This is a genomic window from Saccharothrix australiensis (genome assembly GCF_003634935.1).
Taxonomy (GTDB): Bacteria; Actinomycetota; Actinomycetes; order Mycobacteriales; family Pseudonocardiaceae; genus Actinosynnema; species Actinosynnema australiense.
Genome location: NZ_RBXO01000001.1, coordinates 2,754,676 through 2,777,730 on the forward strand (window position 1 = coordinate 2,754,676; position 23,055 = coordinate 2,777,730).

A 23,055-nucleotide genomic window follows, 5' to 3' on the forward strand; every position below is an offset into this window, starting at 1 on the left:
GTGCCGCCTGCGGCGGTCTCAGCGGTAGACCGCCCGGTGCAGGCCGCGCATGAGGAGGCGGTAGCCGTCGCCCGCGAGCCCGTTGCGCGCCAACGCCGCCCGCGCCGCGTTCGCGCCCGCCGCCCCGTGCACCCCGCCGCCGGGGTGCGCCGACGCGCCGGCGAGGAACAGCCGGTCCACCGGCGTGTCCGACCGGCCCAGCCCCGGCACCGGCCGGAACACCAGCTGCTGGTGGATCGCCGCCGTGCCCGCGTTGATCGAGCCGCCGACCAGGCTCGCGTTGCGCGCCTCCAGGTCGGCCGGACCGTGGATCGCCCGCGCCAGCACGAGGTCCCGGAAGCCCGGCGCGTGCTGCTCGATCAGCTGCTCCACCCGGTCCGCCCGCCGGCGCAGCCGGTCCGGGCTCCAGCTCTCGCCGCGCGGCACGTGCGTGTAGCCCCACGCGGACTCCGTGCCGGCCGGTGACCGCGTCGGGTCGGCCGTGGTCATCTGCCCGAGGATCACGAACGGCGTGCGCGGCAGGCGGCCGGTGGCGATCTCGGTGCTGCCGACCGACAACCCGTTGAGGTCGCCGCCGAGGTGCACGGTGCCCGCGCCCTTCGCCTCCGCCGCCGCCCACGGGATCGGGCCGGACAGCGCCCAGTCCACCTTCACCGTCGCGTCGTCCCACTCGAAGCGGCGCAGGTCGTCCAGCAGCCGCGCGGGCAGGTGCTCCGCACCGACCAGGCCGAGGTAGAGGTTCGGCGCGGGCACGTCGGCCAGCACCGCCTTCCGGGCGCGCACCAGGCCGCCGGACGCGTCCCGCACGCCCAGCGCACGCCCTTGTGCGACGACGACGTCGGTCACCGCGCGCCCGCACTCGACCCGGCCGCCCAGCCGGTTCACCAACGCCTCCGCGAGCCGCCCCGCGCCGCCCTCGGGCACCGGGTAGCCGAAGTCCTGGCCCAGCATGGACAGCAGCCACCCGAACGCCGTGCTGCCCGCCTGGTCCGGACCGAGGTCGGTGTGCATCGCGTTACCCGCCAACAACAACGGCGCGCCCTCGCCGGTGAACCGCTCGTCGCCGAAGGCGCGCACGGACTGCACGAACATCCGCCCGAACCGCAACGCCTCCGCCGCGCCCAGCGCGCCCAGCAGCCCGGCGCCGGCCCGCACCGGCGGGAACGGCCGCATCAGCGCCTCCACCAGCGGGTCGCGGACCCGTTGCCAGCGCGCGTGCTCCGCGAGCCACGCCGCGCCGTCACCCGCGCCGAACGCCTCCACCGACGCGGCGGTCCGCTCGACGTCACGGGACAGCAGCACGGCCCGGTCGTCGGGCAGCACGTGCGCCAGCACCTCGGGCGCGCGTCGCCACCGCAGCCCGTGCCGCTCCAGGTCGAGGCCGGCGATCACCGGCGAGGCCGCGCCGAGCGGGTAGAACGCGCTGAACACGTCGTTGCGGAACCCCGGCGCGGTCAGCTCGGCGGTGCGCACCGCGCCACCCGGCACGTCGGCCGCCTCCAGCACCAGCACGTCCCACCCGGCGTCCGCCAGGAGGTTCGCGGCCACCAACCCGTTCGGACCCGACCCGATGACCACGGCGTCCACGACGTCGCTCACTCAACCCCCTTGGCTCTGCCTGACCGGACGACCCCACCCCAGTCTGCGCCACCGCCCGCCGGCACGCGGCGCGAGCGGTCCCCACGAACCCCGGCCCTCGGCCACGGCGGCGACGAACTCGGCCAGCGCGTCGCGCGGCGCGTGCCGGGGCCGCCACCCCAGCGCGCGCAGCCGGGAAACGTCCACAATGGAAGCCCGGTCGGCCAGCCGCAGCCAACCGGGGTGCATCGGCTGCAACCCGGCCCGCCAGGTCGGCCACGCCAGGCCCTCCAGCAGCCCGAACGGCACCGGCACCCGGAAGCCGCCGAACACCCGCGCCAACTGGTCCGCGTCGAGCACCTCCTCGGACGCCACGTTGAACGCGCCGGTGGCCCCTTTGCGCAGGATCACCAGGATCGCCCGCGCCACGTCCTCGGCGTGCACGACCTGCGCCCGCAGCCCGGACCACAGCGGGACCGGCAGCCACTTCCGGCCGAGCGCGCACGGCGGGAGCAGCGGGCTGAGCACCCAGCGACCGACCTCCGCGCCCGCGTCGGGCTGGACGACCGCGCACGGCCTGATCCGCACCACGTCGTGACCGTCGAGCAGCCGTTCCAGCTCGGCCTTCTGCCTGCTGTACGCGCTGCCGGGCACGCCGCCACACGGCCAGTCCTCGTCCACGGCGTGGTCCGCGGGCGTGTACGCGGCGACCGACGAGGCCACCACGACCCGCGGCACCCCGGCCCGCTCGGCGGCGCGCACGACGTGCGCGCTGCCGCCCAGGTTGGTGCGCCGCATCGCCGGCTCCTCCGGGCCGGGCTGGACGGCCCACGCCAGGTGCACCACCGCGTCCGCGCCGGTGAACGCCCTGGTCAGCACCGCCTCGGCGGACGGCGCGCCGATGTCGCAGCTCAGCCAGGACGTGCGGGGCGGCCCCGCGCCCGGCCCGCGCGGCGCGCCCCGGGGCGTCGCCGGCACCCGGCGGGCGACGCCCAGCACGTCCGCACCCGGCACGTCGGCGTGCAGGACCCGGCGCAGGGCCGTACCCACGCTGCCGCTGGCACCCGTGACGACGACCCTCATGCCCAGCCGGGTACCCCTACTTCGACCCGCCAAGCCCCGCGCGGCGCAGGGCTTCCGCCATCGCGCCGTTCGCGGGCGGCCGCTCCGGCTGCCGCTGCTGCCTGCCGGGCCGCCCGCCGCCGCGCTGCTGCTCGCGCCGCGGCTGGTCGCGCTGGGGCGCCTTCCGGCCCGGCTCGTCCTGCAACCGCAGGCTGAGCCCGATGCGCTTGCGGGCGATGTCGACCTCCAGCACCTTCACCCGCACCACGTCGCCGGACTTCACCACGTCGCGCGGGTCCTTGACGTAGGTGTCCGACAGCGCCGAGATGTGCACCAGGCCGTCCTGGTGCACGCCGATGTCGACGAACGCGCCGAACGCCGCCACGTTCGTGACGACGCCCTCCAGCACCATGCCGGGCTTGAGGTCGGCGATCTTCTCCACCCCGTCGGCGAACGTCGCGGTCTTGAACGCCGGGCGCGGGTCGCGGCCCGGCTTCTCCAGCTCGCGCAGGATGTCGGTGACCGTCGGCAGGCCGAACTTGTCGTCCACGAAGTCCTGCGGGCGCAACGACTTCAGCACCGCCGTGTTGCCGATCAGCTCGGCCTTGGCGTGCTGCTGGATGCGCCGCACCACCGGGTACGCCTCTGGGTGCACCGAGGAGGCGTCCAGCGGGTCGTCGCCGTTGGGGATGCGCAGGAAGCCCGCGCACTGCTCGAACGCCTTCGGGCCGAGGCGCGGCACGTCCTTCAACGCCGTGCGCGAGCGGAACGGGCCGTGCGCGTCGCGGTGCTGCACGATGTTCTCCGCGAGCCCGGCGGTGATGCCGGAGACGCGGGTCAGCAGCGGCGCGGACGCCGTGTTCAGGTCGACGCCGACGGCGTTCACGCAGTCCTCGACCACGGCGTCGAGCGAGCGGGACAGCTTCGACTCGGCCAGGTCGTGCTGGTACTGGCCGACGCCGATGGACTTCGGGTCGATCTTGACCAGCTCGGCCAGCGGGTCCTGCAACCGGCGGGCGATGGAGACCGCGCCGCGCAGCGACACGTCCAGGTCGGGCAGCTCGGCGGACGCGAACGCGGACGCGGAGTACACCGACGCGCCCGCCTCGGACACCACGACCTTGGTGAGCTTGAGGTCGGCGTGCCGCTTGAGCAGGTCGGCGGCCAGCTTGTCGGTCTCGCGCGACGCCGTGCCGTTGCCGATGGCGATCAGCTCGACCCGGTGCCGGTGGGCGAGGGCGGCGAGCTTGGCGATCGACTCGTCCCAGCGGTTCGCGGGCACGTGCGGGAAGATCGTGTCGGTGGCGACGACCTTGCCGGTCGCGTCCACCACGGCCACCTTGACACCGGTGCGGAAGCCGGGGTCGAGGCCCATCGTCGCGCGGGTGCCCGCGGGCGCGGCGAGCAGCAGGTCGCGCAGGTTCGAGGCGAACACCTTGACGGCCTCGTCCTCGGCGAACTGGCGCAGCCGCGACCGGAGGTCGATGCCCAGGTGCACGAGGATCCTGGTGCGCCAGGCCCAGCGCACCGTGTCGGCGAGCCAGCGGTCCGCCGGGCGGCCTTGGTCGTCGACGCCGAACCGGGCGGCGATGCGGGCCTCGTAGCCGGTGGGCTCCTCGTCGTCGCCGGGGTCGAGCTGGAGGTCGAGGACGTCCTCCTTCTCGCCCCGGAACAGCGCCAGGATGCGGTGCGAGGGCAGCTTGGTGAAGGGTTCGGAGAAGTCGAAGTAGTCGGAGAACTTGGCGCCCTCCTCCTCCTTGCCCTCGCGGACCTTGGAGGAGACCCGGCCCTGCGCCCACATGCGCTCGCGCAGCTCGCCGATGAGGTCGCCGTCCTCGCCGAACCGCTCGACGAGGATGGCCCGCGCGCCCTGGAGCGCGGCGGCGACGTCCGGGACCTCCTCGGTCAGGTAGGGCTCGGCCGCCCGCGCCGGGTCGACCGACGGGTCGCCCAGCAGCCCCTCGGCCAGCGGCTCCAGGCCCTGTTCGCGGGCGATCTGCGCCTTGGTGCGCCGCTTGGGCTTGTAGGGCAGGTACAGGTCTTCGAGCCGGGCCTTGGAGTCGGCGGCGAGGATCGAGGCTTCCAGTGCGTCGTCGAGCTTCCCCTGCGACCGGATGGAGTCGAGCACGGCGGCCCGGCGCTCCTCCAGCTCGCGCAGGTAGCCCAGCCGCTCTTCCAGCGCGCGCAGCTGGGCGTCGTCCAGCGCGCCGGTCGCCTCCTTGCGGTAGCGGGCGATGAACGGCACGGTCGAGCCGCCGTCGAGCAGGTCGACGGCGGCGCTGACCTGTCCGGGGCGCACGCCCAGCTCGTCGGCGATCCTCTGGTGGATGGCTGTGGTCACGGCAGGCATTGTGCCCGCACTCGCGTCGCGCGGGGGTGCAGGGGCGGGCATGGGCGGGTCGCGCCTGCTGTCGTCCGTTCGGGTGAGCCGGGGTGCTCCTGGTCGTCACGGGCGGTCGTCCGGTTCGCCACCGCGCGTCGGCCCGCCGTCACCCGGTGCGGGCGCGGGCCGGGTCGCGCCGTCCCGCGTAGGCGGTCGGCGTGATGCCGGTGAGGGCGCGGAAGTCCCGGTTCAGGTGGGACTGGTCGGCGTAGCCGCAGTCGGCGGCGACCCGTGCCGGCGGCGCGGTGGGCAGCAGCGACGCCGCCCGGTGCAGGCGCAGGGTCCGCGCCGCGGTCTTCGGGGTCAGGCCGAGCTGGTCGCGGAACCGGGTCACGAGGTGCTGCCGCGTCCAGCCGATCTCGTCCGCGAGCGCCCCGATGCGCAGCGTGCCGCCGGTCTCGGCGAGGCGTCGCCACGCCACCCGGACGGCGTCGTCCGGCGCGGGCCCCCTGGCCAGCCGCTCGGCCAGCAGGCGGTCCAGGAGTCGGAAGCGGGCCTGCCAGGGCGTGCTCAGGGGCGGGTGCGCGGTGTTCGTCGGTCGCGCTGTGCGGTGGTGGTGGTCCGCCTGGTCGGGTTGCCCGGCTCGGGCGGGGCGCCCGACCTCGGCCAGCCGCTCGGCGAGCAGGTGCGCGTCCCGGCCGAGCAGGTCGACCAGTCCGGGTGTGGTGTTCGCCAGCTCGCGCAGCGGCCCGAACAGGGCGTGCGCGGCGGGCGGGGACAGCCCGACCGTGATGCCGACCGCCCGGCCGGACTGCGTGGCCGTCAACGGCCGGTCGCGCGGGCCGATGACCGGCGACCACGGCAGACCGCCCCGGTCGGGTGTCGTCAGGTCGATGGTGAAGGTGACCGCGCCCAGCGGGGACACCGTCCAGCGCTGCGGCCCGGCGGACGTGTCGTGCGCGCTGTAGGACAGCACCCCCGCGACGGCAGGCGTGCCGAACACCAGGGGGTCGGCGCGCTCGACCGCCCGCCTCGGCACGACGATCGACCAGTCCGCCACGCGTCGAGCCTACGGGCGTCCGGCGCGGCCGGGGTTTACTTTCGTCCAATACGGGCGGGCGGTCCGAATCCTACGGTCGCCGCATGACAACGGGGATGTTCGTCGACCGGCAAGCCCACGAGCGCTACCTCGCCGCCTACCGCGCCGCGCAGGCGCTGTGCCCGCCACCGGACCGGGAGCTGGACGTGCCGACCTCCTTCGGCACCACCAGGGTCTACCGGTTCGGCGACGGCCCGCCGCTCGTGCTGCTGCCCGGACTGTCCGCGACGGCCCTCGGCTGGGGCGCGGAACCGGCCCGCTACGCCCGCGACCACGCCGTGTACGCCGTGGACACCCTCGGCGAGGCCGGGCTGAGCGTGCAGACCGCGCCCATCCGGGACGCCGCCGACCGGGGTCGCTGGCTGGGCGAGCTGATCGGCGGGCTCGGGCTGGACCGCGCCCACCTGGTCGGCGCGTCCACGGGCGGGTGGCACGCGTGCGCGGCGGCCGTCCACGCGCCGGCCAGGGTCGCCTCGCTCAGCCTGATCGACCCGACGGCGGTGACGGCCGGGTTCGCGTTCGGCGTGCTGTGGCGTGGTGCGGTGGCGGCGCTGACCAGGTCGGAGCGCGCGTGGCGGTGGTTCCTGCGGTGGGCGGGCGAACTGGACCCCGAGCGGGCCGACGTGCGGCTGGTGCTGGCCGGCATCACCGAGTACCGCGCCCGCCCCGCGCCGCAGGTGCCCTTCGGCGAGGCGTTGCGCGCCGTCCGCGCGCCGGTGCTCGCCCTGTTCGGCGGTCGTAGCGTCGTGCACGACGGCGCGAAGGCGGCGGCCCGGATGCGCGACCTCGTCCCGCACGCCGAGGTCGAGGTGTGGCCGGACTGCGGCCACCGGATGGACGCGGCCGAGCGCGTCCTCGCGTTCGTGCGGCGGTGCGCGGCGTGATGGGGGCTGTCGCGAGGGGACGAATGTCCTGAAGGGACGGTCGTGTGGCTGACTGCGGTGTCAGGGTGTCGGCGGTGATTCGGTGATACCTGTTCCGGTGCTTCGGCGCGATCACCCCAACCGGTGGTCGCGTGTGGACAATGCTCCACTGTGGACCGCGTCGTTCTAGGCTCCGGTTATGGCCACCCCCACCCCGCCGCTGCTCGCCCGCATGGTGACCGAGATCCTCGCGCCCTGGGTGCTCGTGCTGAGCCTGCCGCTGCTGGTCGCCTGGCACGCCACCGGGAACCCGTACCAGAGCCTGGTGTGGGGCACGGTCGTCGGCGTGACCGGCTCGGTGATCCCGATGGCGGTCGTCGTCCGCGGTGCCCGGCGCGGCCGGTGGGACGGCCACCACGTGACCAACCGCGAGGGCAGGCTGGTCCCGCTGGTCACCTGCGTGGCCTCGCTGGGCACGGGGATCGCGGTGCTGGCGCTCGCCGGCGCGCCGCAGCGGGTGCTGGCGCTGGCGTTGGCGATGTTCCTGAGTCTGGTGGTCAGCATCGCGGTCACGTTCGCCGCGCCCGTGCCGGGCGGGAGGGGGTGGAAGATCTCCGTGCACACCGCCGTCGCGGCGGGCGCGCTGGGGGTGCTGATCGTGACGTTCGGCTTGTGGACGCTGGTGTTCTCGCCGGCGGTGGCGCTGGTGGGGTGGTCTCGGGTGGCGTTGGGCGATCACACGGTGGCGCAGGTGGTGGGTGGTGGTGCGTTCGGTCTGGTGGTGGGTGGGGTGGCGTTCTGGTGGTTGGTGTGAGTGAGGGGGTGGGGGAGGGGAGGGTGAGGGGCGGGGAGAGGGGGAGGGGAGGTGAGGGGAGGGGAGGGATTTAGGGAGCGGGAGCGGTGTGGGCTTGGGAGCAGCTGTGTTTGATTTGCCCTCCTTCGTCGGGCGGCTCGACCGCCTGGGAGTCGGCGGCTCACGGGGCGAGTTCCGCCGATCGAAAAGCGTGATCGGCGGAACTCGCGCCGTGAACCACCGACGCGGTCTCGCGGGGCGGGAACGCGTGTGGGAACGCGTGTGGGAACGCGTGCGGGAGCGGGGTGGCGAGCGGGAGGGGTCAGCAGTTCTTCACTGAGGCCACCCAGCGCCAGTCGGCTACCGGGTCGTTGTCGTAGGCCGGGGACGCCCAGCGGGTTACGCCGTCGCTGCTCTTGAACTGCGCGACGGTGCCCGTGGTCTGGTTGTTGATCCAGGAGCCGTCGGAGTACCAGGGGATCGGGACCGTCTGGCAGGCGGCCCACTTGATGTTGTCGCCCTGGTAGTAGGTTCCCGCCCAGGCGCAGAAGAAGCCGCCCAAGCAGGTGGAGGTGGCCGCGTCCACCCCGCCCCCGGCCCCCAGGTCGCGCGCGTGCGCCTCGCCGGGCAGGACGAGCGTCAGCTCCGCACCCTGTCCCAACGCCACCTTGTTGATCGCCGTCCGGGTGCCGCCGAGCTGCCGCGCGTACGCGTCCGCACGGGACCCGAGCCGGTCGGCCTCCTCGGCGGACAGGCCCAGCGCCGCGGCCTGCTCGCGGAACGCCGTGCCCTCGTCGGGCGTGGCCGCCGTGCCCACGCCGGCGGTGCCGAGCAGCAGTCCGGTGACGGCCGCCAGGACCGGCAGCAGACGGCGGATGACGGGTCGTTGTTTCACGGTGAAGCCCTCTCGTCCGGGGTTCGGGTGGTGAGGCCGGTCCTCCTCCGGACCCCTCCGGAGGAGGTGGACGACGACGTCCAGGCGGGGCACAGCGTGTCGGACCGCGCGCGGGCCACGCGATCCTTTCGGTTGTGGCTTAATGGACCCCGGACCGACCGGGGGGTATCGGGTGAAACGCGTGCACTTCACCGCCGAGGACTTGGCGCGGACGCGGGTGGCGACGACGATCGGCGTGGCGGCCGAGACGTTCGACAGCGTGAAGTTGCTGCGCGACCGGGACCGGACGCCCGTGTTCCACGCCTGGCGCTCCTCGCTGCGCGGCCGGCTGGGCGAGCCGGCGAAGCCGTTGACCGCGTTGATGCCGGCGCGCGGTCCGATGCTCGACGTCACGAGCATCGCGGGCGACACGCCGTGCATCGAGGAGGCGGTCGAGAACGTCCTCGCGGCTCCGCGCGAGCTGATGCGCGTCGAACTGGAGGCGATCACCTTCCAGCCCGCGCACCGGACCTGGGCCGCGGACCTGGTCGACGGCGACCGGGAGGCCAGGCGGCAGCTCGCCGCGGCGCTCCGGGCCTGCCACCGGGTGACCATCGCCCCCCACTGGGCGCGGGTGCGGTCGCACCTCGCCGGGGTCCGCGCGGGCTACGCGCGCACGATGGCCGAGGGCGGTGTCGAACGGCTCCTCGCGACCCTGTGCCCACCGCTGGTGCGCTGGCGGTCGCCGGTGCTCCAGGTGAGCCACCCGCGCGACGCGGACGTCCACCTGCGGGGCCGCGGTCTGGTCATCACGCCGACGCTGTTCTCCACGGGGCAGGTGGAACTGCTCCAGTGTCCGGGTGATGCGGGCGAGCCACCGGTCCTGGCCGTGCCCGCCGTCGACGCCGACGCGGCCGGCATCGGGCTGTGGGAGGACGACGAGTCCGGCGAGCGGTCCCTCGGCGAGCTGCTGGGGCGCACCCGCGCCGCCGCGCTGGCCGTGACCGCCGAGGGGTGCGGCACCACCGAGCTGGCCCGCCGCCTCGCCATCTCGCCCGCGGCGGCGAGCCGGCACGCGACGGTGCTGCGCAACGCCGGCCTGATCACCACCAGCCGGGAGGGGAAGGCGGTGCGGCACACCATCACCCCGCTGGGCGCGGCACTGCTGCGGTCCAGGCCCGGCTTCGGCTGAAAGGCAACGGGGCCGGGGCTCGACGTCGCTCTCGGCCACGGGCCGGCCGCGTCCGGACAGGTGTGGGCCCGGCCTCGTGCAGGCCGGGCCCACACCCGCGTCGGTGAACCCCGGGGGAAGAACCGGTCGTGTCGACCGCCCAGCCCGTGGAGCGCTTCGTCCTCAGTGGACGGTGTGGTGGTTACTTGTCCACGTCTTCGGTTTCGCCCGGCCACTCACCGGTCAGCTTGTCGTAACCGGTCGCCCCGCCGCGGTCGATCGCGGCCTTGACCAGGCCGAAGATCGCGCCCTGCACGGTCGCCGCGAGCAGCACCTCGCCCCACCCGCGATCCCGCTGGGTCGGGTTCGGCGCGACCTTGTCCCCGCTGATCAGCTTCCACACCTGCCCGAACAGCTTGCTCGCGGCCAGGCCGCCCAGGACGCTGAACAGCATCCCGAGCGGCCGGTACAGCAGCTTGCTCATGACCTGCTCCCGCGCACCAGCCGCCACACCAGCACCGCGACCGCCGCCACGCCCACCGCGATCGCCGCCGGGTGCCTGCGCACCTGCTCGGCCACCGGCGGCGGCAGGGCGTCGACCGCGTGGGACGCCTTGTCCGACACCTGCGTCGAGACCTTCGCCGCGGTCTCCTGCGCCTTCTCGGCCGCGACGACGGCGGCCGTGTTGACCCGTTCCGCCACGGTCGTCGCGCCTTCCCTCACCTGCTCAACGCCCTCGTGCGCGGTCTCCTTCACGCGGGCGGGCACGTCCGCCTTGTGCACCAATGCCTCCACGGTGTCGCCGAGTTCGCCACGAGTCTTCTCGATGTCCGCGCGCAGCGCGGCCGGGTCGTGCGGAACGTCCTTGCTCATCGGTGCGCCCTCTCCTTGACCTGCGAGATGTCCCGCTGCACGCCGCTGACGGCCTGCTCGGGGATGGGCGGCGTGCCCCGGTCGATCCGCTTGCGCCCGATCAGCGCGAGCACACCGGCGACCGCGAACACCGCGACGGCGACGACGAACGCCGCCAGCCACGCGGGCATCACCAGTGCCAGCACCAGGACGAGCCCCGCGATCAGCGCCATCACACCGAACCACGCGAGCACGCCCGCGCCGCCCAGCAGCCCGGCGCCCACGCCGACGTTCCTGCCCTTGGTCTTCACCTCGGCGACCGCCAGGCTGATCTCCTCGCGGGCGAGCCTGCCGACCTGTTCGGACAGTCGGCCGACCAGTTCCGCGGTCGACGGGTCGTGGTCGTGGTGCTGTGCCGACGGGTCGCGGGCCGGGTGGTTCATGGGCCGCCTCCTCTCCTCGGCCCAGGACTACCCATTGCGCGCCGGGTGTACGCACGGCGCATCCGGGAACCCCCGGTGCCCAGGACCGTGGGCCTACCCGTAGATGAGAGCAGGTAGCACCGGGTTTCACCGGCACGGCACCGCCGTGACGCCGGAAGCAGAGGACGGGTGGACCCGCCTGCCGCCGCGGTCCCGCGCGAGGGTGGGGGCGCCGGGAACGGCGCCCCCACCGGCTCGTCGTGCACGACCGCGCCTTACCGGCACGGCCGCGAGCAGCCGTGCCGCCGGTGCGTCAGCTCCCCAGCACGGTGCGCAGTCGCGTCGCGAACGCCTCGGGCACCTCCGCGAACCCGACGTGGTCGCCGGGGAACGGGGTCGGCTCGACGCCGAGCCCCGCCGCCAACGCCCGCGACGTCCGGTCGCACAGCTGGCCGCCGGACTCCTCGCCGATGCCGACCACGATCCGGCTCCCCGACCCGCGCAGGGCGTCCAGGTCGGGCACCCACCGCGTGGTGGGGCGCAGCATGTGCGCGTGCTGGTAGTGGTCGTCCGCGAGGGCTTGGGCGTCGCGCTCGCCGCCGGCGATCTGCTCGACGACCTCGTCGGGCAGGAAGATGTTCGCCACCTCCAGGAACTTCCGGAACGCGCCGACGTGGTCGCCCCCGAGGTAGGTGGCGATGATCTCCTCGGTGCCCGCCCGCAGCTCCGCGCGGTCCTCCAGCAGCTCGTTCAGCGGCGGTTCGTGCGCGATGACGGTGTGCACGACCTCGGGGTGCGCCTGCGCGAGGGCCAGCGCGCTGACCGCGCCGCCGCTGGAGCCCAGCACCGCGGCCGGCCCGGTGCCCAGGTGGGTGATCAGCCGGCGCAGGTCGTCGGCGCGCATTTCCGGCGTTGAGTCGCGCTCGGGGTCGTCCACCGGGCTGCGGTTGATGCCGCGCGGGTCGGTGGTGAGCACGGTGTGGTCGACCGCCAGCAGGTCGGCCAGCGGGACGAACGACCTGGCGTCCATCGGCGCGCCGACCAGCACCACCAGCGGGCCGTGGCCGCGCACCTCGTAGTGCAGGGACGCGTCGTCCACGCGCAGCGAGCCGATGGTGACGGTAGGTGTGGTGCTCATAGGTCCTCCAGTGTGGGGTGACGCCCGTTCGGGGTAAGTGACTCCCACCGCGAGGCAGAATCGTCGGGGTGACCGAAGTTTTTTCCACGCCGCCCACCGCGGACGCCGAACTGGGCCTCGCGCGGGCGGGCGACGCCGCCGCGTTCACCCGTTTGGTCGAGCCACTGCGTCGCGAGCTGCACGCGCACTGCTACCGGATGCTCGGGTCGGCGCACGACGCCGACGACGCGTTGCAGGACGCGCTGGTGCGGGCATGGCGGGGGCTGGCCCGGTTCGAGGGGCGCGGCTCGCTGCGGTCGTGGCTGTACACCGTGGCCACGCGCACCTGCCTGGACGCCGTCGAGCACCGGCGCAGGCGGGCGCTGCCGGTGGACCTCGGCCCGTCGAGCGACCGGGCGGTGCGGGACGTGCCGCTGACCGACGTGGCGTGGCTCGGGCCGTACCCGGACGCGGGGCTCGCCGACGGGCCGGCCGGTCCGGGCGCGCGGTACGAGCAGCGGGAGGCGGTGGAGCTGGCGTTCGTCGCCGCGCTCCAGCACCTGCCGGGCAACCAGCGGGCGGCGTTGCTGCTGTTCGAGGTGCTGGGCTTCTCGGTGGCGGAGATCGCGGCGAGCATGGGCACGACCACCACCTCGGTGAACTCGGCGCTGGCGCGGGCGAGGCGGGTCGTCGCGGAGAAGGTGCCGCCGGTGACCCAGCAGCAGGCCCTGCGCAAGGTCGACGACGCGCGGCTGCGCGAGGTCGTCGCGGGGTTCGCCGGCGCGCTGGAGCGCGGGGACGCCGACGCCTTCGTCGCGCTGCTGACCGAGGACGTGACCTGGTCGATGCCGCCGATGCCGCACTGGTACGCGGGGCGTGCGGCGGTGCTGGACTTCGCGGTGACGGTGCCGCTGACCTCGTGCGGGTCGTGGCGGCACCGGCTGGTGGGCGCGAACGGGCAGCCCGCCGTGGCCGCCTACCTGTGGGACGGGGCGACCGGGGCGCACCGGGCGTGGTCGGTGAACGTGCTGACCCTGCGGGACGGCCTCATCGCGGGGATCACGTCGTTCGTGGGCGCGGAGCACTTCCCGCTGCTCGGGTTGCCCGACCAGGTGCCGTGACGCACCGCGGAGGCCGGTGACCCGGCTCGCGGTGCCCCGCGCGGGCCGTGGCGGCCAGGCCGGCATGGGGAGGGGCGGGACCGCACGCGGCCCCGCCCCTCCGCACAGCCGGTGGTCACGCCTGCTGGTCGGCCACCTGCTTGCGCACCTCGTCCATGTCGACCTTGCGGGCCTGGTCGATCAGGTCCTCCAGCGCCGCTTCGGGCAGCGCGCCGGGCTGGGAGTACAGCACCACGCCGTCGCGCACGATCATCAGGGTCGGGATCGACCGGATCTCGAACGCTGCGGCGAGCTGCTGCTGGTCCTCGGTGTCGACCTTGCCGAACACGATGTCACCGTGCTTCTCGGCGGACTTCTCGTAGACCGGTGCGAACTGCCGGCACGGGCCGCACCAGCCCGCCCAGAAGTCGACCAGGACCATGTCGGAGCCGCCGACCACCTCGTCGAAGTTCTCCGCGGTCAGCTCCACCGTGGCCATAGGTTCTCCTCGCTCGACTGAGGGGTTCGCGCCCCCGGATACCCGGTCCAACGAGCCGGACACCCGCGGAATTCCGTTCAACGTCTTGTCGATGCCTTCAACCCGGAGTTGTACTCTACGGTGAGCGGTCCGTCCGCGCCCGCCGACGGCGGGTCGGGCCGGGTGGCGTCCCGGCGGTCCGGCCGAGGTTCCCCCGAGAAGGTGCCCAGGTGGTCGTGCGCATCCCGTCGTCGTACCTGCTCCAGTTCCAGGAGCCGGTGGGCTACCTGGACTTCGCCCGGTTCGGGCCGCCCTCGCACGCCGTGGTGGAGGAGACGACGCGCCTGCTGGAGCGGTCCGCCTCCGCCGGGCCGTCCACCGTGGACGAGCTGATGCGGTGGGAGGACCGCGCCAGGGCCGCGGCGGCGCGGCTGTGCGGTCACGACGTCGACCACGTGGCACTGGTGCCGAACACCAGCACGGGGTTGTTCCAGGTGGCGCTGGGGCTGGCCGGCGAGGTCGCCGTGTCGCCTGCCGAGTTCCCGGCCAACACCTACCCGTGGGTGCGGGCCGGTCGCGCGCGGGTGCGCCGGCTGCCGCCCGGCCCGGTGACGCCGGACGTCGTCGCGGGCGCGCTGACCGCCGACGTCACGGCGCTGGCGGTGAGCGCGGTCGACTTCCGCACCGGCTACCGCGCCGACCTGGCGGCGCTGCGGGACGTGGTCGGCGACCGGCTGCTGGTCGTGGACGGCATCCAGGGGTTCGGCGTCGTGGACGAGCCGTGGGCGGCGGCGGACGTGCTGGTGGTGGGCGGCCAGAAGTGGGTGCGCGCCGGGTGGTCGACCGGGTTCCTGGCGCTGTCGGACCGGGCGCTGGAGCGGCTCGACCCGGTGGTGTCCGGGTGGACCGGCGCGGTGGACGCGGGGCTGTTCGACGACTCGGTCCACCCCGTGGCGCCCGGCGCGGCGGGGTGGTCGATCACGAACCTCAGCCCGGTCGCGGCGGGCGCGTTCGCCACGGCGCTGGAGCTGGTCGAGCTGGCGGGCGTGCCCGCGCTCGGCGCGCGGGTGGTGCGGCGGGCCGACGAGCTGGCCGAGGCGGTCCGCTCGGTGGGCGGGGTGGTGGTGTCCGAGCAGGTCCGGCGGGCGGGCATCGTGGCGTTCGCGCTGCCCGACGTGTCCGCCGCCGTGGTCGGTGAGGCGTTGGCGGACGGGGGTGTCACGGCCACCGTGCGCACCGGGCACGTCCGGCTGTCGCCGCACGCGTCCACCACGGCCGAGGCGGTGGAGCGGTTCGCGGGGGTGTTGCGGCGGCTGCGGGGCGCGGGCGGGGTCGGGAGGGACGGCGGCTTCGCGGTGGAGGGCCGCCCGGTGGAGGAGCGCCCGGTGGGAGAGCGCCCGGTGGAAAAGCGCGCGGTGGAGGAGCGCGCGGTGGGGGGTCGGGTGGCGGGTGACCGGGCGGTGCAGGAGCGGGCGGTGCCCACCGATGTGCGTGCCCTGCGGAGGCTACTGGTCGAGCGGGCCATCGCCGCCGTCGGCGTGCCCGTCGAGCTGATGAAGAAGTCGCACAAGTCACGGGTGGTGCGCGACCTGGACGCCGCCGGGCTGTTCCTGATCCGGGACTCCGTCGACCACCTCGCCGGCGAGCTGGGCGTCACCCGCTACACGATCTACAACTACCTCAACGAGGTCCGGGCGCGCGACCCGGAGTAGTGCCCGGCGTCACCGCGACGACCGCCCGGCGCGCGGTCGTCGGTCGGGCCGACGCGGCGTTTTCCACCTCGGCGCGGTGGTGCCGCATGATGCACCCATGCTGTCTGCCAAAGGCGAGGACTTCCGGGCGTTCTGGAGCGAGCGCCACCTGTGCACCCTGACGACGATGCGCGTCGACGGCACCCCGCACGTCGTGCCGGTCGGCGTCACGCTCGACGTGGCGACGTCGACCGCGCGGGTCATCGCCTCGCGCGGCTCGCACAAGGTGCGCCAGGTGCTGGCCGCCGGACCGGACGGCGCCGCGGTCGCGGTGTGCCAGGTGGACGGCGCACGGTGGTCGACGCTGGAGGGCCGCGCGGTGATCCGGCAGGAGGCGGAGCAGGTGGCGTACGCCGAGCGCCGGTACGCCGAGCGGTACCGGCAGCCGCGGCCCAACCCCGAGCGGGTCGTGATCGAGATCGCCGTGACGCGCGCGCTGGGCACGGTGTGACCGCCGGCGAGCTGACCGTCGTCGGCATCGGGGCCGACGGGTGGGACGGCCTGCCGGAGGCGTCCCGCCGCGCGCTCGCCGCCGCCGACGTCGTGCTGGGCAGCGCCCGCCAGGTGGCGCTGGTGCCCGGCGACGTCGAGCGGGTGGTGTGGCCGTCGCCGATGCTGCCCGCGCTGCCCGGCCTGCTGGCCGCGCACGCCGGTCGCCGGGTGTGCGTGCTGGCCAGCGGCGACCCGATGTTCCACGGCATCGGCTCGACCCTGGTCCGGCTGCTCGGCGCGGGCGCGGTGCGCGTGCTGCCGCACCCGTCGTCGGTGTCGCTGGCCTGCGCCCGGCTCGGGTGGGCGCTGGACTCGGTGGACGTGGTGAGCCTGGTCGGCAAACCCGCGGCGCTGCTCGTGCCCCACCTGCACCCCGGTCGGCGGGTGCTCGTGCTGGGCGGGTCGCCCGCGGAGGTGGCCGCGCTGGCGGGCGACGCCCGGCTGACCGTGCTGGAGCGGTTGGGCGGGCCCGACGAGCGCGTGCACCACGACCTGGCCGACGCCGACCCGCTGCACGTGCTGGCGGTGGAGTGCGGGTCGGGCGGGTACTCGCTGGTGCCCGGCCTGCCCGACGACGCCTACGAGCACGACGGGCAGCTCACCAAGCGCGAGGTGCGCGCCGTGGCGCTGGCGCTGCTCGCGCCGCGCCCCGGCGAGCTGCTGTGGGACGTGGGCGCGGGTTCGGGCAGCATCGCCGTCGAGTGGTCGCGGACGCACCCGGCGTGCCGGGCGATCGCCGTCGAGCGCGACCCCGTGCGCGCGGCCCGGATCGGCCGGAACGCCACCGCGCTGGGCGTGCCGGGTGTCGAGGTGGTCGTGGGCGCGAGCCCCGGCGCGCTGGACCTGCCGACGCCGGACGCCGTGTTCATCGGCGGCGGCCTGACCGCGCCCGGCGTGGTCGAGCGCTGCTGGGACGCCCTGCGGCCGGGCGGCCGGCTGGTGGCCAACGCCGTCACCCTGGAGTCCGAGTCCGCGCTCGCCCGGTGGCGCGGCGTGCTGGGCGGTTCGCTGACCAGGCTCTCGGTCAGCCGGGACGCGCCGGTGGGCGGGTTCACCGGCTGGCGTCCGCACATGCCGGTGACCACGTGGTCCGTGACCAAGGACGACACCGGCTCGCCGGTGGAGCGGGGATTCGTGATGGAGGAGAACCAGTGACCGTCCACTTCATCGGCGCGGGGCCGGGTGCGGCCGACCTGTTGACGTTGCGCGCCGTCCGGCTGCTGGAGGCGTCCCCGGTGTGCCTGTACGCGGGCGCGCTGGTGCCGACCGAGGTGCTGGCGCACTGCCCGCCGGGCGCCCGCCTGGTCGACACCGCCAACCTGGACCTCGACCGGATCACGGCCGAGTTCGCCGCCGCGCACGAGGCGGGCGCGGACGTGGCGCGGCTGCACTCCGGCGACCCGTCGGTGTACAGCGCGATGGCCGAGCAGATGCGCCGGCTCGACGCCCTGGGCATCCCGTACGACGTGACGCCCGGCGTGCCCGCGTTCGCGGCGGCGGCGGCGTCGCTGCGCCGGGAGCTGACCGTGCCCGGCGTCGGCCAGACCGTCATCCTGACCCGGACCGCCGCCCGCGCCACCCCGATGCCGCCCGGCGAGGACCTCGCGACGCTCGGCCGGTCCCGCGCCACGCTCGTGCTGCACCTCGCCGTCCAGCGGATCACCGAGGTGGTCGCGGAGCTGCTGCCGAACTACGGGCCGGACTGCCCGGCGGCGGTGGTCGCCTGCGCGAGCCGCGCCGACGAGCTGGTGCTCCGGGGGACGCTCGCCACGATCGCCGGCCAGGTCGGGGAGGCGGGGATCAGGCGGACGGCGGTGATCGTCGTGGGCGGGGTGCTGGCCGCCGAGGGCTTCACCGACAGCCACCTCTACTCGACGGCGCGCTGCCGCTCGTGACGCCTGCCCGCCGGCCCGTGACGCCGTGCGGTGGGTGTGGGCCGGCGCGCGGCTCAGCCCTGGCCGGCCCGGCCCACGATGGTGCCCGCGCGGTCGATCACGATCACGTCGACGGTGACCGGCGCGCCCTTCAGCACGCCGTCCGCGGTGGCCTTGGCCCGCTCCGCCACCAGGTCGCCCAGCGGCACGCCCGCCGCCTGGCACACCTGGAGCGCACCGAGGGCGGTGTTGGCGTCGCGGACGGCCTCGGCGAGCGCGGGGTCCCCCACCAGCGACGCCAGGAAGTCGAGGTTGACCTGCGAGCGGCCCGAGTGCAGGTCGAGGTGCCCGTCGGCGAGCTTGGACAGCTTGCCGACACCGCCCGCGACGGTCAGCCGGTCCACCGGGTGCCGCTTGAGGTACTTCAGCACCGCGCCCGCGAAGTCGCCCATGTCCAGCAGCGCGCTCTCCGGCAGCCCGTGCACGGTCGCGGCGACCCTCTCCGACGTGCTGCCGGTGCACCCGGCGACGTGCCGGAGCCCCTCGGCGCGGGCCACGTCGATGCCGCGCCGGATGCTGTCGATCCACGCCGAGCACGAGTACGGCACCACCACGCCCGTGGTGCCGAGGATGGACAGCCCGCCGAGGATGCCCAGGCGCGGGTTCCACGTCTTGCGCGCCAGCTCCTCGCCGTGCTCGACGGACACCTCGACGACGACGTCGCCGGTGCCGCCGTGCGCGCGGGCGACGCGCTCGACGTGCTCGCGCATCATCCGCCGGGGCACCGGGTTGATCGCGGGTTCGCCGACGGCCAGCGGCAGCCCCGGTTTGGTGACCGTGCCGACGCCGCGGCCCGCGCGGAACACCACGCCCGTGCCCGGCTCGCCGTGGCGGACCGTGACCTGGACCAGCGCGCCGTGCGTCACGTCCGGGTCGTCGCCGGCGTCCTTCACGACCGCCGCGTACGCGTGGTCGTCGGTCAGCTCCTCGCGGGCGAGGGCGAACTCCGGGGTCCGGCCCTTGGGGAGCAGGATGCCGACCGGGTCCGGGAACTCGCCGGTGAGCAGCGCGGTGTACGCCGCGGTGGTCGCGGCGGTGGCGCAAGCGCCGGTCGTCCACCCGTAACGCAGGTTCACGACGTCAGGATGCAACAGCGGTGAGAACGGTGTTGGTGCTGGGTGGCACGGGCGAGGCGCGGGAACTCGCCGCGCGGGTGCCCGCCGGTCCGCGCGTGGTGTCGTCCCTGGCCGGGCGCGTCGCGTCGCCCAGGCTGCCGGCGGGCGAGGTGCGCGTCGGCGGGTTCGGCGGGGTGCCCGGCCTGGTGGCCTACCTGCGGGCGGAACGGGTCGACGCCGTGGTGGACGCGACGCACCCGTTCGCCGACCGCATCACGGCCAACGCGCTCGCGGCGACCGCCGAAGTGGGCGTGCCGTTCCTGGTGCTGCGCCGCCCCGGCTGGGCGGAGGGCGAGGGCGACCGCTGGACGTGGGTCGACTCGGTGGCCGAGGCGGCGGCGGTGGTCGGCGCGCGGCGCGCGTTCGTCACCACGGGGCGGCAGGCGCTCGGCGCGTTCGCGTGCGGCGTGGCGCGGGTGGTGGACCCGCCCGAGGAGCCGACCGCGCTGGACGTCGTCCTCGACCGCGGCCCGTACACCGTGGCGGGCGAGGTGGGGCTGATGCGCCGGCACGGCGTGGAGGTGCTGGTCACCAAGGACAGCGGTGGGGCGATGACCGCCGCGAAACTCGTCGCCGCCCGACGCCTCGGCCTGCCGGTGGTGGTCGTGCGCCGGCCGCCCGCGCCGGACGCGCCGACCGTGCCGACGGTCGACGAGGCGCTGGCCTGGCTCGCGGCGGTCGGCGGGTGGGACGCCGGCCCCGCTCACGGCGGGTAGCGGGGTGCCGGGCCGCGGCGTGCCGGCGGACGGCCCACGCCGGCGCCGGACGGGGTGCCTGCCCCGCGTGACCGGCACCCCGGACCGGCTCACCCCGGGTAGCGGCGAGGGGTGAACACCGTTCCCCGGTCCGTGCGCCGGGTCTGCGAGGACCCGACCAGGAGCAGGCACCGCATGTCCACGGCGGCCGGGTCGAGGTCGGCCAGCCGCACCACCCGGACGGTCTCCTCCGGCCCGCCGACGTCCCGCCCGATCACCACGGGCGTGTCGGGTGACCGGTGGCGCAGCAGCAGGTCGCGGGCCGCCTCCACCTGCCAGGTGCGGCTGCGCGACGCCGGGTTGTAGATCGCGAGCACCAGGTCGGCCCCGGCGGCGGCCTCCAACCGGCCGGCGATGACGTCCCACGGCTTGAGCCGGTCCGACAGCGACACCACGCAGTAGTCGTGGCCCAGCGGCGCGCCGACCCGGCTGGCGACGGCGTGCGCGGCGGTCAGGCCGGGCAGCACCCGCACCGGGACGTCGGCGAACTGCTCCTCGGCGGCGACCTCCAGCACGGCGCTGGCCATCGCGAACACGCCGGGGTCGCCGGACGACACGACCGCGACCCGCCTGCCGCGCCGGGCCAGGTCCAGCGCGAACGCGGCCCGCTCGGACTCGACCTTGTTGTCCGAGGCGTGCCTGCGCTGCCGGGGGCCGGTCGTGACGCGGTCCAGGTAGGTGACGTACCCGACGAGGTCGTCGGCGGCGGCCAGCGCGTCACGCGCCTCGGGGGTGAGCCACTCGGGACCGGCCGGGCCCAGGCCGACGACGACCACCTCGCCGGCACCCGCCCGCGCGCCTTCCGCGTCCGCCCGCGAGTTCCCCGCACCGGCCCGTGCGGCGTGCGCGTCAGCCCGTGCGGCGTGCGCGTCGATCCGTGCGGCGTGCGCATCGGCTTGTGCGGCGTCGCCGTCGGCCCGCACGCCGTTCCCCGCCACCGGGCCGGCCTTGCTGGGCAGCAGGGCGAGCGAGAAGTACGGCACGCCGTCGGCGTCCACTTCGGACAGCGGCGCGGTGCGCTGCTTGCCCGTCGTCGCCCGCTCCACGTACCACGCCTCGGCCAGCCGCCCGGACCGCTCCAGCGCCGCCCGCACGGTCGGGAACGTGCGGCCCAGCTTCATCACCGCCACCGGGTCCCCGCCCGCCAGGTGCTCCGCCAGCACCTCCGCCGGCAGCGTGCCGGGCAGCACGGTCAGCACCTCGTCCCGCTCCACCAGCGGCCTGCCGAGCACGGCCGCGCCGGCGCTCACCGACGTCACACCGGGCACGACCTCCGCCGGGTAGCGGTCCGCCAGCCGCTTGTGCAGGTGCATGTACGAGCCGTAGAAGAACGGGTCGCCCGCGGCCAGCACCACCACCGTCCGGCCCGCGTCCAGGTGGGCGGCCAGGCGGGCGGCGCTCTCCGCGTAGAACGCGTCGATCTCGCCCTGGTAGTCGTCGGAGTCCTCGGTCGTCACCGGGTAGACGAGCTGCTCCTCGACCTGGTCGCCGCGCAGGTAGGGCTCGGCGATCCGGCGCGCCACGCTGCGGCCGTGCCGCGCGCTGTGGAACACGACGACGTCCGCCTCGCCGATCAGGCGCGCGGCCTTGACCGTCACCAGTTCGGGGTCGCCCGGACCCACTCCGACGCCGTACAGCCTGCCGGTCATTCTTCCTCGCTCGCGATCGCGTTGACGGCCGCCGCGGTCATGGCGCTGCCGCCACGCCGCCCGTGCACGACCAGGTGCTCCAGGGCGCTCTCCGCCAGTGCCTGCTTGGACTCGGCCGCGCCGATGAAGCCGACCGGGATGCCCAGCACGGCCGCCGGCTTCGGCGCGCCCGCCGCGACGAGGTCGAGCAGGTGGAACAGCGCGGTCGGCGCGTTGCCGATGGCGACCACCGCGCCGCCGAGCCGGTCGCCCCACAGCTCCAGCGCGGCGGCGCTGCGGGTGTTGCCCAGCTCGGCCGCCAGCGCGGGCACGCGCGGGTCGCCCAGCGCGCACAGCACCTCGTTGTCCGCGGGCAGCCTGCGCCGGGTGACGCCCGAGGCGACCATCTGCGCGTCGCACAGGATCGGCGCGCCGGCCAGCAGCGCCTCCCGCGCGGCGGACACGACGCCGGGCGAGTACGCGAGGTCGCGGACCAGGTCGACCATGCCGCAGGCGTGGATCATCCGCACGGCGACCCGCGCGACGTCCGCCGGCAGCCCGGTCAGGTCCGCCTCGGCGCGGATGGTGGCGAACGAGCGGCGGTAGATCTCCGCGCCGTCCTTGATGTAGCTGGTCACCTGATCTCCTCGTACCCGTCGCCGGTCGCGACGAACTCCACCACGTCGCCCGCCGGGCGACCACACCGCCGCGCGCAGCCCGACCAGTGCACCGGGCCGGTGTGCGGCGTGCCGATCCACCTCGCCGCGTCCGCCCGGACGTCCGCGAGCGACTTCGCGCAGCCGGGCCGCCCGGTGCACGCGCTGACCCCGTGCCACGGCGAGCCGGGGTCGGTGAACAGGCCGGACGTGTCCGCGCCCGCCGGCACCACCAGGCTCCGCCACGGCGTGAGCCGCACCGGCACGCCCGCGAGCAGCCGCGCGTCGAGCCTGCCCAGCGGCACGCCCGCCACCACCCGGTCGCCGACCGGGCCCGGTGCGACCGGGATCACAGCCGGGGCAACGGCATCCGGTCCTGGCACGCCCAGGGCGGCCGTGATCTTCCGCACACCGCCGTCCACTTCGGACAGCCGCCACGCGGTGCCGCGCGACCGCTGGAACAGCCGCGCGGCCTCGACCACGGCGGCCACCGGGTCCGCCACGCGGAGCCCGCTGTCCCGGCCGGCCAGGAACAACGCGTCGCCGACGAGCCCGACGTCACCGCCCAGGCCGCTCACCGCCGCACCCACCGTGACCAGGAAGCGGCCCGGCAGGTCGGCCAGTTCGGGAACCCGACACAGCGCCCGGTCGAGCGCGTCGACCAGGTCCTGGTTGTCCTCCAGCGGCGCGGCGACGATGTTGCGCACCCGCTCGTGGGTCAGCGAGGGCAGCAGCCCGGCGTCGCGCAGTCGCGCGCCCAGCTCGTGCTCCGCGCCCGGTGCCAGGCCCCTGATCTGCACGTTCGCCCGCGAGGTCAGTTCGAGCCACCCGTCGCCGAGGTCCAGCGCGGCGCTGCGCAGCGCGTCGAACCGGTCCGCCGACAGGGTGCCGCCGGGCACCCGGACGCGGGCCAGCCCGCCGTCGGCGGCCCGGTGCACGTCGACCGCGCCGGGGCAGGCGTCGGGGCGTTCACGGTCCTGGGGCATGGGCTG

General features: G+C 75.4%; 23 protein-coding genes. 9 read left to right on the top strand and 14 right to left on the bottom strand.

The window, feature by feature from the left end:
• Nucleotides 1-18: 18 nt before the first annotated feature.
• The 4 genes from C8E97_RS12780 to C8E97_RS12795 all read right to left on the bottom strand — a co-directional run bounded on the left by C8E97_RS12780 (nt 19) and on the right by C8E97_RS12795 (nt 6,023).
• A complete protein-coding gene (locus C8E97_RS12780; RefSeq protein ID WP_121005004.1) occupies nt 19-1,599 on the bottom strand; it encodes a phytoene desaturase family protein in 1,581 nt (526 codons plus the stop codon).
• Nucleotides 1,600-2,661, bottom strand: coding sequence for an NAD-dependent epimerase/dehydratase family protein (locus tag C8E97_RS12785; protein ID WP_121005007.1), 1,062 nt, complete (start codon nt 2,659-2,661; stop codon nt 1,600-1,602). It abuts the gene before it with no gap.
• 16 nt (nt 2,662-2,677) lie between these two features.
• The gene (locus tag C8E97_RS12790; RefSeq protein WP_121005010.1) at nt 2,678-4,990 is read right to left on the bottom strand and encodes a Tex family protein; all 2,313 of its coding nucleotides are present in this window, start codon (nt 4,988-4,990) and stop codon (nt 2,678-2,680) included.
• 139 nt (nt 4,991-5,129) lie between these two features.
• Nucleotides 5,130-6,023, bottom strand: coding sequence for a helix-turn-helix domain-containing protein (locus C8E97_RS12795; RefSeq protein WP_121005013.1), 894 nt, complete (start codon nt 6,021-6,023; stop codon nt 5,130-5,132).
• An 83-nt stretch (nt 6,024-6,106) separates the two neighbouring features.
• On the opposite strand from C8E97_RS12795, the gene C8E97_RS12800 reads away from it, so the two are divergent.
• Complete coding sequence (locus C8E97_RS12800; protein WP_121005016.1) at nt 6,107-6,946, top strand: alpha/beta fold hydrolase; 840 nt, start codon at nt 6,107-6,109, stop codon at nt 6,944-6,946.
• A gap of 178 nt (nt 6,947-7,124) precedes the next feature.
• The gene (locus tag C8E97_RS12805; RefSeq protein ID WP_121005019.1) at nt 7,125-7,739 is read left to right on the top strand and encodes a phosphatase PAP2 family protein; all 615 of its coding nucleotides are present in this window, start codon (nt 7,125-7,127) and stop codon (nt 7,737-7,739) included.
• Between the two features lie 301 nt (nt 7,740-8,040).
• Here C8E97_RS12805 and C8E97_RS12810 read toward each other — a convergent pair whose 3' ends face one another.
• A complete protein-coding gene (locus tag C8E97_RS12810; RefSeq protein WP_147455086.1) occupies nt 8,041-8,613 on the bottom strand; it encodes a hypothetical protein in 573 nt (190 codons plus the stop codon).
• Between the two features lie 172 nt (nt 8,614-8,785).
• Between C8E97_RS12810 and C8E97_RS12815 the strand changes: the two genes are divergently transcribed.
• Nucleotides 8,786-9,784, top strand: coding sequence for an ArsR/SmtB family transcription factor (locus tag C8E97_RS12815; protein WP_211346998.1), 999 nt, complete (start codon nt 8,786-8,788; stop codon nt 9,782-9,784).
• A gap of 181 nt (nt 9,785-9,965) precedes the next feature.
• On the opposite strand, the gene C8E97_RS12820 is transcribed toward C8E97_RS12815, so the two are convergent.
• The 4 genes from C8E97_RS12820 to C8E97_RS12835 all read right to left on the bottom strand — a co-directional run bounded on the left by C8E97_RS12820 (nt 9,966) and on the right by C8E97_RS12835 (nt 12,175).
• Nucleotides 9,966-10,247 (bottom strand): DUF4235 domain-containing protein, encoded by a 282-nt coding sequence (locus tag C8E97_RS12820; protein ID WP_121005029.1) that lies wholly within the window; start codon nt 10,245-10,247, stop codon nt 9,966-9,968.
• Nucleotides 10,244-10,636, bottom strand: a complete 393-nt coding sequence (locus C8E97_RS35265; RefSeq protein WP_211346999.1) for a DUF3618 domain-containing protein — start codon at nt 10,634-10,636, stop codon at nt 10,244-10,246. The genes C8E97_RS12820 and C8E97_RS35265 overlap by 4 nt, the downstream gene beginning before the upstream one ends.
• The gene (locus C8E97_RS12830) at nt 10,633-11,058 is read right to left on the bottom strand and encodes a phage holin family protein (protein WP_121005032.1); all 426 of its coding nucleotides are present in this window, start codon (nt 11,056-11,058) and stop codon (nt 10,633-10,635) included. Before C8E97_RS12830 ends, C8E97_RS35265 begins: the two co-directional genes overlap by 4 nt.
• Nucleotides 11,059-11,350: 292 nt before the next feature.
• Nucleotides 11,351-12,175 (bottom strand): alpha/beta fold hydrolase, encoded by an 825-nt coding sequence (locus C8E97_RS12835; protein ID WP_121005035.1) that lies wholly within the window; start codon nt 12,173-12,175, stop codon nt 11,351-11,353.
• A gap of 68 nt (nt 12,176-12,243) precedes the next feature.
• Here C8E97_RS12835 and C8E97_RS12840 point away from each other — a divergent pair, with 68 nt between their 5' ends.
• Nucleotides 12,244-13,275, top strand: coding sequence for a sigma-70 family RNA polymerase sigma factor (locus C8E97_RS12840; protein ID WP_121005038.1), 1,032 nt, complete (start codon nt 12,244-12,246; stop codon nt 13,273-13,275).
• Nucleotides 13,276-13,390: 115 nt separating this feature from the next.
• Here C8E97_RS12840 and trxA read toward each other — a convergent pair whose 3' ends face one another.
• On the bottom strand, nt 13,391-13,753 hold the full coding sequence (trxA, locus tag C8E97_RS12845; protein WP_121005041.1) for a thioredoxin: 363 nt from the start codon (nt 13,751-13,753) through the stop codon (nt 13,391-13,393).
• Between the two features lie 215 nt (nt 13,754-13,968).
• Here trxA and C8E97_RS12850 point away from each other — a divergent pair, with 215 nt between their 5' ends.
• The 4 genes from C8E97_RS12850 (at nt 13,969) to cobM (ending at nt 17,870) form a co-directional block, all read left to right on the top strand.
• The gene (locus C8E97_RS12850; protein WP_121011425.1) at nt 13,969-15,444 is read left to right on the top strand and encodes an aminotransferase class V-fold PLP-dependent enzyme; all 1,476 of its coding nucleotides are present in this window, start codon (nt 13,969-13,971) and stop codon (nt 15,442-15,444) included.
• Nucleotides 15,445-15,541: 97 nt separating this feature from the next.
• Nucleotides 15,542-15,934 (top strand): pyridoxamine 5'-phosphate oxidase family protein, encoded by a 393-nt coding sequence (locus C8E97_RS12855; protein WP_121005044.1) that lies wholly within the window; start codon nt 15,542-15,544, stop codon nt 15,932-15,934.
• A complete protein-coding gene (cbiE, locus tag C8E97_RS12860; RefSeq protein ID WP_121005048.1) occupies nt 15,931-17,130 on the top strand; it encodes a precorrin-6y C5,15-methyltransferase (decarboxylating) subunit CbiE in 1,200 nt (399 codons plus the stop codon). Before C8E97_RS12855 ends, cbiE begins: the two co-directional genes overlap by 4 nt.
• Nucleotides 17,127-17,870 carry a precorrin-4 C(11)-methyltransferase gene (cobM, locus tag C8E97_RS12865; RefSeq protein ID WP_121005051.1) on the top strand — a complete coding sequence of 248 codons (744 nt, stop codon included), beginning with the start codon at nt 17,127-17,129 and terminating at the stop codon, nt 17,868-17,870. The genes cbiE and cobM overlap by 4 nt, the downstream gene beginning before the upstream one ends.
• A gap of 53 nt (nt 17,871-17,923) precedes the next feature.
• Here the strand turns inward: cobM and C8E97_RS12870 are convergent, their stop codons facing one another.
• Nucleotides 17,924-18,979, bottom strand: coding sequence for a cobalt-precorrin-5B (C(1))-methyltransferase (locus C8E97_RS12870; protein WP_211347222.1), 1,056 nt, complete (start codon nt 18,977-18,979; stop codon nt 17,924-17,926).
• Between the two features lie 26 nt (nt 18,980-19,005).
• On the opposite strand from C8E97_RS12870, the gene C8E97_RS12875 reads away from it, so the two are divergent.
• The gene (locus C8E97_RS12875; protein ID WP_246018852.1) at nt 19,006-19,740 is read left to right on the top strand and encodes a cobalt-precorrin-6A reductase; all 735 of its coding nucleotides are present in this window, start codon (nt 19,006-19,008) and stop codon (nt 19,738-19,740) included.
• 89 nt (nt 19,741-19,829) lie between these two features.
• On the opposite strand, the gene cobJ is transcribed toward C8E97_RS12875, so the two are convergent.
• The 3 genes from cobJ to C8E97_RS12890 are packed head-to-tail and all read right to left on the bottom strand — an operon-like array spanning nt 19,830 to nt 23,049.
• A complete protein-coding gene (cobJ, locus tag C8E97_RS12880; protein ID WP_121005059.1) occupies nt 19,830-21,428 on the bottom strand; it encodes a precorrin-3B C(17)-methyltransferase in 1,599 nt (532 codons plus the stop codon).
• A complete protein-coding gene (locus tag C8E97_RS12885; protein ID WP_121005063.1) occupies nt 21,425-22,045 on the bottom strand; it encodes a precorrin-8X methylmutase in 621 nt (206 codons plus the stop codon). The genes cobJ and C8E97_RS12885 overlap by 4 nt, the downstream gene beginning before the upstream one ends.
• On the bottom strand, nt 22,042-23,049 hold the full coding sequence (locus C8E97_RS12890; protein WP_121005066.1) for a hypothetical protein: 1,008 nt from the start codon (nt 23,047-23,049) through the stop codon (nt 22,042-22,044). The genes C8E97_RS12885 and C8E97_RS12890 overlap by 4 nt, the downstream gene beginning before the upstream one ends.
• Between the last annotated feature and the right edge of the window lie 6 nt (nt 23,050-23,055).